This is a genomic window from Coralliovum pocilloporae (assembly GCF_030845175.1).
Taxonomy (GTDB): Bacteria; Pseudomonadota; Alphaproteobacteria; order Rhizobiales; family Cohaesibacteraceae; genus Coralliovum; species Coralliovum pocilloporae.
In genome coordinates this window covers 287883-299997 of sequence record NZ_CP132542.1, presented here as the reverse complement: position 1 = coordinate 299997, position 12115 = coordinate 287883, and the positions used below count along the sequence as shown (strand labels likewise).

The following is a 12115-nucleotide window of genomic DNA, read 5'->3' as shown; positions in this document are numbered from 1 at the left end:
AATGTCTCTAGGGCGGGCCGCCGGCTTGCGGACCCGCTGACCTAAAGGAGAGAGCCGATGAACCAAGAGGTCATGAATCTGTTCAATCCGCAGGCGCCGGCGCAGGTCTTTGATCAAATCAAGATCTCGATCGCCAGCCCGGAAAAGATTCTGTCCTGGTCTTACGGCGAGATCAAGAAGCCGGAAACCATCAACTACCGGACATTCAAACCGGAACGTGATGGCCTTTTCTGTGCTCGGATCTTCGGTCCGATCAAGGACTATGAATGTCTGTGCGGCAAGTACAAGCGGATGAAGTATAAAGGCATCATCTGCGAGAAGTGCGGCGTGGAAGTCACACTGAGCCGTGTGCGCCGTGAGCGTATGGGCCATATCGAACTGGCAGCGCCGGTTGCGCATATCTGGTTCCTGAAGTCTCTGCCGAGCCGGATCGGTCTTCTGCTCGACATGACGCTCAAGGATCTTGAGCGGGTTCTCTATTTTGAGAACTATGTGGTCACAGAGCCGGGCCTGACACCTCTGAAGGAGCATCAGCTTCTGTCCGAGGAAGATTTCATCCGTGCCCAGGACGAGTATGGCGAAGATTCCTTCACTGCCATGATCGGTGCCGAGGCTATCTATGAAATCCTGGCCAGCATGGATCTTGTTCGCATTCGCGAGCAGATCAAGGTCGAGATCGCTGAAGCCACCACAGAGCTGAAGCCGAAGAAACTGGCCAAGCGTCTCAAAGTCATCGACGCGTTCATCGAATCCGGCAACCGTCCGGAATGGATGATCCTGAAAGTCGTGCCGGTTATCCCACCGGATCTGCGCCCGCTCGTGCCGCTGGATGGTGGCCGTTTCGCGACGTCTGATCTGAACGACCTTTATCGTCGTGTGATCAACCGTAACAACCGCCTCAAGCGCCTGATTGAGCTGCGTGCGCCAGACATCATCATCCGGAACGAGAAGCGTATGCTTCAGGAATCCGTTGACGCGCTGTTCGACAATGGTCGTCGTGGCCGTGTCATCACCGGTGCCAACAAGCGTCCGCTGAAATCTCTCAGTGACATGCTGAAGGGTAAGCAGGGCCGTTTCCGTCAGAACCTTCTCGGTAAGCGCGTTGACTATTCCGGCCGTTCCGTCATCGTGGTTGGTCCGGAACTGAAACTGCATCAGTGCGGTCTGCCGAAGAAGATGGCTCTGGAACTGTTCAAGCCGTTCATCTATGCGCGTCTTGATGCCAAGGGTTATTCCTCGACGGTCAAACAGGCGAAAAAGCTTGTTGAGAAGGAAAAGCCGGAAGTCTGGGATATCCTGGACGAGGTGATCCGCGAGCATCCGGTTCTCTTGAACCGCGCGCCGACGCTCCACCGTCTTGGCATTCAGGCATTCGAGCCGACGCTGATCGAAGGCAAGGCAATCCAGCTTCATCCGCTGGTTTGTGCGGCCTTTAACGCTGACTTCGATGGTGACCAGATGGCCGTTCACGTGCCGCTGTCACTGGAAGCTCAGCTTGAAGCCCGTGTTCTGATGATGTCCACCAACAACATTCTGCACCCGGCCAACGGTAGCCCGATTATTGTGCCGTCGCAGGATATTGTTCTGGGTCTCTATTATTTGTCGCTGATGAATGACAATGAGCCGGGCGAGGGTATGGCCTTCTCCAATATGGGCGAACTGCATCACGCGATTGAGACCGGTGCGATCACGCTGCACACCAAGATCCAGGGCCGTTTCAGAACCATTGATGAAAACGGCGAAGTGGTTTCCGGTATTCATGAGACCACACCTGGTCGTATGATGATCGGTGAGCTTCTGCCGAAGCATCATGAAGTGCCGTTTGATATCTGTAACCGCCTGATGACCAAGAAAGACATCTCCAAGATGATCGACACGGTCTATCGTGCCTGCGGCCAGAAAGAGACGGTTATCTTCTGTGACCGGATCATGCAGCTCGGCTTCACCAATGCCTGCCGTGCAGGTATCTCGTTCGGTAAGGACGACATGGTGATCCCGGATACAAAGTCCGGTCTTGTGGAAGAGACGCACGAGCTCGCCAAGGAATATGAACAGCAGTACAATGACGGCCTGATCACTCAGGGCGAGAAGTACAACAAGGTTGTTGATGCCTGGGCGAAGTGCACGGACCGCGTTGCTGACGAGATGATGAAGCGTATTTCATCGGTTCAGGTGAACGAGGAAAACAACCGTCAGAAGCCGATCAACTCGATCTACATGATGTCTCATTCCGGTGCGCGTGGTTCACCCGCCCAGATGAAACAGCTGGCTGGTATGCGTGGCCTGATGGCCAAGCCGTCCGGTGAGATCATTGAGACGCCGATCATTTCCAACTTTAAGGAAGGTCTGACCGTTCTTGAGTACTTCAACTCCACCCATGGTGCCCGTAAGGGTCTTGCCGATACGGCGTTGAAGACTGCGAACTCCGGTTATCTGACCCGTCGTCTGGTTGACGTTGCCCAGGATTCCATCGTCACCGAACACGACTGTGGATCTGAAGGTGGCATCACGGTTCAGGCTGTTGTCGACTCCGGTCAGATCGTTGCAACACTTGGTCAGCGTATCCTCGGACGGACCACGGCAGATGACATCACCAGCCCGGCAACGGGTGAGGTGATTGCGCCAGCCAACACATTGCTTGAAGAAAAGCATGTGGACCTGATTGAGGCAGCAGGCGTTCAGACCGTTCGTATCCGTTCGGTTCTGACCTGTGAGACCAAAACCGGCGTTTGCCAGATGTGCTACGGTCGTGACCTTGCACGCGGTACAATCGTCAACTTTGGCGAGGCTGTCGGTGTTATCGCGGCCCAGTCGATTGGTGAGCCGGGTACACAGCTGACCATGCGTACCTTCCATATTGGTGGTACGGCACAGGTTGTTGACTCCTCCTTCGTTGAATCGAACTTCGAAGGCACCATCCAGACTCGTAACCGCAATGTGGTTCGCGATTCAGATGGCAAGCTGATGGTCATGGGCCGCAACATGGTTGTTGCCATCGTTGACAGCGAAGGCAATGAGCAGGCTGCGCACCGTCTGGCTTATGGTTCCCGTCTGTTTGTGGACGAGGGCGATGAGATCAAACGTGGTCAGCGGATTGCAGAATGGGATCCGTATACCCGTCCGATCCTGACGGAAGTTTCCGGTATTGTTGAGTTTGAAGATCTTGTTGATGGTGTATCAATGAGTGAATCCGCTGACGAGGCGACCGGTATTTCCAAGCGCTCGGTTATCGACTGGCGTGCAAGCCCTCGTGGTGCAAACCTCAAACCGGGTATGCTGATCAAGGACTCTGATGACAAGCCGATGAAACTGTCTCGCGGCGGTGATGCCCGTTACCAGCTTTCAGTGGATGCCATCCTGTCCGTTGAGCCAGGTTCCCAGGTTCATGCCGGTGACGTTCTGGCCCGTATCCCGATGGAAAGCGCCAAGACCAAGGATATTACCGGTGGTCTGCCGCGCGTTGCCGAACTGTTTGAAGCCCGTCGTCCGAAAGATCACGCGCTGATCGCCGAGATGACCGGTACCATCCGCTTCGGTCGGGATTACAAGAACAAGCGCCGGATCATCATCGAGCCTGATGATGAGACGATGGAGCCAGTGGAATACCTGATCCCGAAAGGCAAGCACTTCCACTTCCAGGAAGGCGACTGGATCGAGAAGGGTGACTATCTTCTGGACGGCAACCCGGCGCCGCATGACATTCTTGCTATTAAGGGTGTCGAGGCACTGGCCGCTTATCTGGTCAACGAGATTCAGGACGTTTACCGTCTGCAGGGTGTGACGATCAACGACAAGCATATTGAAGTGATCGTTCGCCAGATGCTGCAGAAGGTTGAAGTCTCCGATCCAGGTGATTCAGACTTCCTGCCAGGTGAACAGATCGATCGGCTTGAGCTGGATGCTGTCAATGAGCGTCTGAAGGATGAGGCCCGCACGGAAGCCAAGGCATCTCCGGTTCTGCTGGGTATCACCAAAGCCAGCCTGCAGACTCGATCCTTCATCTCCGCCGCATCGTTCCAGGAGACAACACGTGTCCTGACCGAGGCTGCTGTGAATGGTAAGAGCGATACGCTCGAAGGTCTGAAAGAGAACGTGATCGTGGGTCGCCTGATCCCGGCCGGTACCGGCGGAACCATCAGCCGTATCCAGAATATCGCGTCTCACCGGGATGACCTCATTCTGGAAGCGGAGAAGGAAGAAACGCCGCTGGATGCTGCGGAAGCGCTGTTTGATGCAAGCGGTTCCCAGCCGGAAGCACCTGCTGAATAAGCAGGCGATTCTCAAGATTTTAAAGGCCGCCTTCGGGCGGCCTTTTTTGTTGTCTGGCTGGAATCAGGCAAGCTGGCGGATAGACGCGGGAAGGGCAGTAACTTTCTTTCGTCTTTGAGGTCCGTTAAACCTGTTTCTTGCTCGTATCGGGCCCAAGCTGCGAAACTGCAAAAAGTTTTCCGGGCCATCTTGACGAAACCCCAGAGAGACAGTAGTTTCCGCGCACTTGCTGGGCAGGCGGTAAGGACGACTCGTTCTCTGGACTTCCTTTGAACTCTGTTCTTAAACGCTGCTCCGCTTACAGAAGTCAAAAAGTGACGTTTGCATGATCCCCGGTTTTGGCTGTGGGATCCTCTGTTCATGGAGCGCCGCCGTTGAATTTACGGTATTGGCGCCATTCGCCTATGACTCGAGCGTTGCAAGTTAAGTTTATTTTTTGAGCTTGGACAAGTGAAGGGCTAAGCATGCCGACGATTAACCAGCTGATCCGCAAGCCGCGGAAGACCCCGCCAAAGCGGAATAAGGTGCCGGCTATGGAAGCCTGCCCTCAGAAGCGTGGTGTTTGTACCCGTGTTTACACAACCACACCGAAGAAGCCGAACTCGGCTCTGCGTAAGGTGGCAAAGGTACGTTTGACCAACGGTTTTGAGGTCATTGGCTATATTCCTGGTGTAGGTCACAACCTCCAGGAACACTCCGTTGTCATGATCCGCGGCGGTCGCGTGAAAGACTTGCCGGGTGTTCGTTACCACATCCTTCGCGGCGTACTCGATACGCAGGGTGTTAAAGATCGTAAGCAGCGTCGTTCGAAGTACGGCGCAAAGCGTCCGAAATAATCGGCACGCGAGGAGTTAGCATATGTCTCGTCGCCACCGCGCCGAAAAGCGTGAAATCATTCCGGATCCGAAGTTCGGAGATGTTGTGATTTCAAAATTCATGAACAGCATCATGCTGGACGGTAAGAAATCCACAGCTGAAGGGATCGTCTATGGCGCTCTCGATCAGGTTGAGGAGAAGGCAAAGTCAGATCCGGTTGTCCTGTTTCATCAGGCTCTGGAAAATGTCATGCCGCAGATTGAGGTTCGCTCCCGCCGTGTTGGTGGTGCGACCTATCAGGTTCCTGTAGAGGTTCGCGCTGAGCGCCGTCAGGCTCTGGCTATTCGCTGGCTGATCACAGCTGCGCGGAACCGCAATGAGCGCACGATGGTAGATCGTCTGTCCGGCGAGCTGCTCGATGCATCCAATGGCCGTGGTACGGCCGTCAAGAAGCGTGAAGACACGCACCGGATGGCTGAAGCCAACCGCGCGTTCTCGCACTATCGCTGGTAAGACTGGTTGAGGCTGAGGCAATGTCCCGCACCCACAAAATCGAAGATTACCGCAATTTCGGTATCATGGCGCATATTGACGCCGGCAAGACGACCACGACCGAGCGTATTCTGTACTACACCGGTCGTAGTCACAAAATCGGTGAAGTTCATGATGGCGCTGCGACCATGGACTGGATGGAGCAGGAGCAGGAGCGTGGCATCACGATTACCTCTGCTGCAACCACCTGTTTCTGGAATGACAAGCGTCTGAACATCATTGACACCCCAGGCCACGTTGACTTCACCATTGAAGTTGAGCGTTCCCTGCGTGTTCTTGATGGTGCCGTTGCTCTTCTCGATGCAAACGCCGGTGTTGAACCGCAGACCGAAACTGTCTGGCGTCAGGCTGACAAGTACAACGTTCCTCGTATGATCTTTGTCAACAAGATGGATAAGCTTGGTGCTGACTTCTATCGCTCAGTTGAGATGATCAAGGAGCGCCTGGGTGCCAACCCGCTTTGCCTGCAGCTGCCAATCGGCGCTGAAAGCGATTTTGCCGGTGTTGTTGATCTCCTGAAGATGAAAGCAATCATCTGGGACGCTGAAAGCCTCGGCGCTTCCTTCCACGAGGAAGATATCCCGGCTGATCTGGCTGATCGTGCTCAGGAATACCGTGAAGCTCTGATCGAAGCTGCTGTTGAGCTCGACGAAGAAGCCATGGAAGCTTATCTCGAAGGCGAAGAGCCATCTGTCGAGAAAGTCCAGGCTCTCATCCGTCAGGGTACGATTGATGGAACTTTTGTTCCAATCCTCTGCGGCACGGCCTTCAAGAACAAAGGTGTTCAGCCACTTCTGGATGCTGTTGTTGATTACCTGCCGAGCCCGGTTGAAGTTCCTGCCATTAAGGGTATCGATCCGAAGGATGACAGCGAAACAGAGCGTAAGTCTTCTGACGAAGAGCCGCTTTCCATGCTGGCGTTCAAGATTGCCAACGACCCGTTTGTTGGCTCTCTGACCTTCTGCCGCATCTACTCTGGTAAACTGGAGACCGGCGGTTCCCTGATGAACACGGTGAAAGACAAGCGCGAGCGTATCGGTCGTATGATGCAGATGCACTCCAACTCCCGTGAAGACATCAAGGAAGCATATGCAGGCGATATCGTTGCTATTGCCGGTCTGAAGTTGACCACCACAGGTGATACGCTTTGTGACCCGCTGAAGCCGGTTATCCTTGAGCGTATGGAATTCCCGGATCCGGTTATCGAGATCGCTGTTGAGCCGAAAACCAAAGGCGACCAGGAAAAGATGGGCCTCGCGCTCAACCGCCTGGCTGCTGAAGATCCGTCTTTCCGCGTCAAAACCGATGAAGAATCCGGCCAGACCATCATTGCTGGTATGGGCGAACTTCACCTGGACATCATCGTTGACCGCATGAAGCGCGAGTTCAAGGTTGAAGCCAATATCGGTGCGCCGCAGGTTGCTTACCGCGAAACCATTACCCGTTCTGCCGATGTGGATTATACCCACAAGAAGCAGTCTGGTGGTTCCGGTCAGTTTGCTCGCGTCAAGATGACCATCGAGCCGGCAGAAGTCGGTGCGGGCTACGTCTTTGAATCAACCGTTGTTGGCGGTAACGTTCCGAAAGAATACATCCCGGGCGTTGAAAAAGGTATCGGCAGTGTTATGACTTCCGGTCCGATCGCCGGCTTCCCGATGGTCGACATCAAGGCGACCCTGACGGACGGTGCATACCACGACGTTGACTCCAGTGTTCTGGCCTTCGAAATCGCCGGTCGTGCCGGTTTCCGCGAAGCCTGTCAGAAAGCTGGTCCGAAGCTTCTTGAGCCAATCATGAAAGTGGAAGTGGTCACGCCGGAAGAATATATGGGCGACATCATTGGCGACATTAACAGCCGCCGCGGACAGATTGCGGGTACAGAATCCCGCGGTATCGCGACTGTTGTCAATGCAATGGTGCCGCTGGCCAACATGTTTGGCTATGTGAACAACCTGCGTTCTATGTCTCAGGGCCGTGCCCAGTACTCAATGCAGTTCGATCACTATGAGCAGGTCCCGCAGGCGGTGGCCGACGAAGTCCAGGCCAAATACGCCTGATCCTGATTTAGATGTGACCTCTCAGAGGTAAGTTACGGAGAAGTTTCCGATGGCTAAAGAGAAATTTGAGCGCAGCAAACCGCACGTAAACATTGGCACGATTGGTCACGTTGACCACGGCAAGACGACGCTTACTGCTGCTATTACGATGACGCTTGCTGAGGCTGGCGGTGCGACTGCTAAGGCTTATGACGAGATTGACGCTGCCCCTGAAGAGAAGGCCCGCGGCATCACCATTTCGACAGCTCACGTTGAGTATGAGACGGACAACCGTCACTACGCCCACGTTGACTGCCCAGGCCACGCCGACTACGTGAAGAACATGATCACCGGTGCAGCCCAGATGGATGGCGCTATCCTGGTCTGTTCTGCAGCTGACGGCCCGATGCCACAGACCCGCGAGCACATTCTGCTTGCGCGTCAGGTTGGTGTTCCGGCTATCGTTGTGTTCCTCAACAAAGTTGACCAGGTTGACGACGAAGAGCTTCTTGAGCTTGTTGAGCTTGAAGTTCGTGAACTTCTGTCTTCCTACGATTTCCCGGGCGACGATATCCCCATCGTAGCCGGTTCTGCTCTTGCAGCCGTTGAGAACCGCGATGAGGCAATCGGCCGTGAAGCTGTCAAGAAGCTGATGGCTGAAGTTGACGCTTACATCCCAACCCCGGACCGTCCGATGGACCTTCCGTTCCTGATGCCGATCGAAGACGTTTTCTCGATCTCCGGCCGTGGTACGGTTGTGACCGGTCGTGTTGAGCGTGGCGTGATCAATGTTGGTGATTCCATCGAGATCGTTGGTATCAAAGACACTCAGACCACGACCTGCACGGGCGTTGAAATGTTCCGCAAGCTGCTTGACCGCGGTGAAGCTGGCGACAACATCGGCGCACTGCTTCGCGGTATTGACCGTGAGAAAGTTGAGCGTGGCCAGGTTCTTTGTAAGCCGGGTTCTGTTAACCCGCACACGAAGTTCAAGGCAGAAGCCTACATTCTGACGAAAGAAGAGGGTGGTCGTCATACGCCGTTCTTCACGAACTACCGTCCGCAGTTCTACTTCCGTACAACGGATGTGACCGGCGTTGTTACGCTGAACGAAGGCACCGAGATGGTTATGCCTGGGGACAACGTTGAAATGAATGTTGAGCTGATCGTGCCGATCGCTATGGAAGAGAAGCTGCGCTTCGCTATCCGTGAAGGCGGTCGTACCGTCGGCGCCGGCATCGTCGCAACAATCGTCGAATAACAAACGCATCAAGACGGGATGCAATAACAATGCATCCCGGTTCTTTGAGGATTTAACCAAATGAACGGCCAGAACATCCGGATCCGTCTTAAGGCGTTTGATCATCGTATTCTCGATGCATCGACCCGGGAAATCGTCAATACGGCGAAACGCACGGGTGCCCAGGTACGGGGCCCAGTCCCTCTGCCTACACGGATCGAGAAATTCACAGTTAACCGTTCGCCGCACATCGATAAGAAGAGCCGCGAACAGTTTGAAATCCGGACCCACAAGCGGCTGCTTGACATTATCGAGCCAACCCCGCAGACCGTCGATGCTTTGATGAAGCTTGACCTTGCGGCTGGTGTCGACGTCGAGATCAAGCTCTAAGTCGGCGAAGAGAGGACGGATCATTATGCGTTCAGGATTGATCGCCCAGAAAGTCGGCATGACACGCATCTATAACGATGCGGGTGAGCACGTACCGGTAACAGTTCTCAAGCTGGAGAACTGCCAGGTTGTCGCTCAGCGGACTGAAGAGGCAAACGGATACACAGCGCTGCAGCTCGGCGTCGGTTCCGCAAAAGTAAAAAACGTTTCCAAGCCAATGCGCGGCCATTTTGCCGTTGCCAAGGTTGAGCCGAAGCGTAAGCTCGCTGAATTCCGGGTTTCCCCGGACAACCTCATTGAGGTTGGCTCCGAGCTTACAGCCGATCATTTTGTAGCCGGTCAGTTTGTTGACGTAACCGGTACATCGATCGGTAAAGGCTTCGCCGGTGCTATGAAGCGTCACAATTTCGGTGGTCTGCGTGCGTCTCACGGCGTCTCCATCAGCCACCGTTCACATGGTTCTACCGGTCAGTGTCAGGATCCGGGCAAAGTCTTCAAAGGTAAGAAGATGGCCGGTCACATGGGCGCTGAGCGGGTCACCACCCAGAATCTCCGCGTTGTCCGCACGGACGCAGAACGTGGCCTGATCCTGGTTCAGGGTTCTGTCCCTGGTTCAAAAGGTGGCTGGATCCTGGTTCGTGATGCTGTCAAGCGCGCTCTTCCGGAAGGTGTTCCGACACCGGGTGCCGTTCGCGCCGCTGCTGCTGCAGAAGCCGAAGCTGCATCCGAAGGGGGTGAAGAATGAAACTCGAAGTAAAAACCCTTGAGGGCAAAGCTTCCGGTAACGTGGATCTGTCCGATGAGATTTTCGGCCTTGATCCACGTGAGGACATCCTGCACCGCATGGTTCGCTACCAGCTGGCAAAGCGCCAGTCCGGTACGCATAAGTCCAAGCAGCGTGCAGAAATCCGGATGACAGGTGCCAAGTTTGGTCGTCAGAAGGGTGGTGGTCGTGCACGTCATGGTGCCCGTTCTGCTCCTCAGTTCCGTGGTGGTGGTAAGGCATTTGGCCCGGTTGTTCGCAGCCATGCCCATGACCTGCCGAAGAAGATCCGCGCTCTGGCTCTGAAGCATGCTCTGTCGACCAAGGCGAAAGATCAGACCCTGATCGTTCTGGAAGATGCGAAAGCCGCTGAAGCCAAGACGAAGGCTCTGAGAGACCAGTTCGGTGCACTGGGCCTGTCCAATGCTCTGATCATTGACGGTTCCGAGCTCGACACGAATTTCTCCCTGGCTGCACGCAACATCCCGCATGTTGACGTTCTGCCGGTTCAGGGCATCAACGTGTATGACATCCTTCGTCATGAAACACTGGTTCTGACGAAAGCTGCTGTCAGCGCACTGGAGGAGCGGTTCAAATGACCAACCTCAGGTATTACGACATCATCCGGAGCCCGGTGCTGACGGAAAAGTCCACGCTCGCTTCTGAAGAAAACAAAATTGTTTTCAACGTTTCAAGCGATGCGTCCAAGCCGGACATCAAGAAGGCTGTTGAAGCTCTGTTCTCCGTCAAGGTGAAGAGCGTCAACACGCTGGTCCGGAAGGGCAAGAGCAAGCGCTTCCGCGGCATTCCGGGACGTCAGTCCGACGTCAAGAAGGCAATTGTAACTCTTGAAGACGGTCAGTCCATCGACGTGACCACCGGTCTTTAAGGCACAGGTTTAAGGACAGGCTTCAGCCATGGCACTTAAAACTTTTAAACCGACCACACCGGGCCAGCGCGAGCTGGTGATCGTTGATCGTTCCGGTCTCTGGAAGGGCAAGCCGGTCAAGAAACTGACCGAAGGCCTGACAAAGTCCGGTGGCCGCAACAACACGGGCCGTATTACAGCCCGTCGTCGTGGTGGTGGTCACAAGCGCGCTTACCGTCTGATTGACTTCAAGCGTCGTAAATTCGATGTACCGGCAACTGTTGAGCGTCTGGAATATGACCCGAACCGCTCAGCATTCATCGCCCTGATCACGTATCAGGACGGCGAGCAGGCCTACATCCTGGCTCCGCAGCGTCTGGCAGTTGGTGCAACGGTTATCTCTTCCGAGAAAGCCGACATCAAGCCGGGTAACGCGATGCCGCTGGCCAGCATGCCGGTCGGAACGATCGTGCACAACGTCGAACTCAAGCCAGGCAAGGGCGGTCAGATCGCTCGTTCAGCCGGTGCTTACGTTCAGTATGTGGGCCGCGATCAGGGTTATGCGATCCTTCGTCTTAACTCTGGCGAGCAGCGTCTTGTACATGGCTCTTGCATGGCGACGGTTGGTGCTGTATCCAACCCCGATCACGCAAACACAAGCCTTGGTAAAGCTGGTCGCTCCCGTTGGCTCGGCAAGCGCCCATCTGTTCGCGGTGTTGCCATGAACCCGATCGATCACCCGCACGGTGGTGGTGAAGGTCGTACCTCTGGTGGCCGTCATCCGGTTACGCCATGGGGCAAGCCGACGAAGGGCAAACGGACCCGGTCTAACAAGGCTACGGATAAATTCATTCTGCGCAGTCGTCATCTGCGTAAGAAGAACAAGTAAGGGAGCGAACGGTGGCTCGTTCTGTATGGAAAGGTCCGTTTGTAGACGGTTACCTCCTGAAGAAAGCCGAGACGGCACGTTCGTCCGGCCGAAACGATGTAATCAAAATCTGGAGCCGGCGCTCGACGATTCTCCCGCAGTTCGTCGGCCTGACTTTTGGCGTCTACAACGGCAAGAAACACGTTCCTGTCCTGGTATCGGAAGATATGGTTGGACATAAGTTCGGCGAATTTGCACCGTCGCGCACCTATTACGGTCACGCTGCGGACAAAAAGGCGAAGAGGAAGTAACG

At 54.9% G+C, this 12115-nt stretch carries 11 protein-coding genes; all 11 read left to right on the top strand.

The genetic code is table 11. The features are described from left to right. The first annotated feature begins 57 nt into the window (after positions 1-57). The 11 genes from rpoC (at position 58) to rpsS (ending at position 12113) form a co-directional block, all read left to right on the top strand. Entirely contained in the window at positions 58-4269 is a 4212-nt protein-coding gene (gene rpoC / locus RA157_RS01460) for a DNA-directed RNA polymerase subunit beta' (RefSeq protein ID WP_350334713.1), read from the top strand. Between the two features lie 464 nt (positions 4270-4733). Then, positions 4734-5105: a 30S ribosomal protein S12 gene (rpsL, locus tag RA157_RS01455; RefSeq protein WP_350334712.1), complete on the top strand. Its 372-nt coding sequence runs from the start codon at positions 4734-4736 to the stop codon at positions 5103-5105. 22 nt (positions 5106-5127) lie between these two features. Further along, the gene (gene rpsG, locus RA157_RS01450) at positions 5128-5598 is read left to right on the top strand and encodes a 30S ribosomal protein S7 (protein ID WP_350334711.1); all 471 of its coding nucleotides are present in this window, start codon (positions 5128-5130) and stop codon (positions 5596-5598) included. A 20-nt stretch (positions 5599-5618) separates the two neighbouring features. Further along, positions 5619-7694 (top strand): elongation factor G, encoded by a 2076-nt coding sequence (gene fusA / locus RA157_RS01445; RefSeq protein ID WP_350334710.1) that lies wholly within the window; start codon positions 5619-5621, stop codon positions 7692-7694. 49 nt (positions 7695-7743) lie between these two features. Next, on the top strand, positions 7744-8934 hold the full coding sequence (gene tuf / locus RA157_RS01440) for an elongation factor Tu (protein WP_350334709.1): 1191 nt from the start codon (positions 7744-7746) through the stop codon (positions 8932-8934). Positions 8935-8994: 60 nt separating this feature from the next. Next, complete coding sequence (gene rpsJ, locus RA157_RS01435; protein WP_350334708.1) at positions 8995-9303, top strand: 30S ribosomal protein S10; 309 nt, start codon at positions 8995-8997, stop codon at positions 9301-9303. A gap of 25 nt (positions 9304-9328) precedes the next feature. Next, positions 9329-10048 carry a 50S ribosomal protein L3 gene (gene rplC / locus RA157_RS01430; RefSeq protein WP_350334707.1) on the top strand — a complete coding sequence of 240 codons (720 nt, stop codon included), beginning with the start codon at positions 9329-9331 and terminating at the stop codon, positions 10046-10048. Further along, entirely contained in the window at positions 10045-10665 is a 621-nt protein-coding gene (gene rplD, locus RA157_RS01425; protein WP_350334706.1) for a 50S ribosomal protein L4, read from the top strand. Before rplC ends, rplD begins: the two co-directional genes overlap by 4 nt. Beyond that, positions 10662-10955 (top strand): 50S ribosomal protein L23, encoded by a 294-nt coding sequence (locus RA157_RS01420; RefSeq protein WP_350334705.1) that lies wholly within the window; start codon positions 10662-10664, stop codon positions 10953-10955. Before rplD ends, RA157_RS01420 begins: the two co-directional genes overlap by 4 nt. Positions 10956-10983: 28 nt before the next feature. After that, the gene (gene rplB, locus RA157_RS01415; protein ID WP_350334704.1) at positions 10984-11823 is read left to right on the top strand and encodes a 50S ribosomal protein L2; all 840 of its coding nucleotides are present in this window, start codon (positions 10984-10986) and stop codon (positions 11821-11823) included. Between the two features lie 11 nt (positions 11824-11834). Continuing rightward, entirely contained in the window at positions 11835-12113 is a 279-nt protein-coding gene (gene rpsS / locus RA157_RS01410) for a 30S ribosomal protein S19 (RefSeq protein WP_350334703.1), read from the top strand. Positions 12114-12115 lie beyond the last annotated feature (2 nt).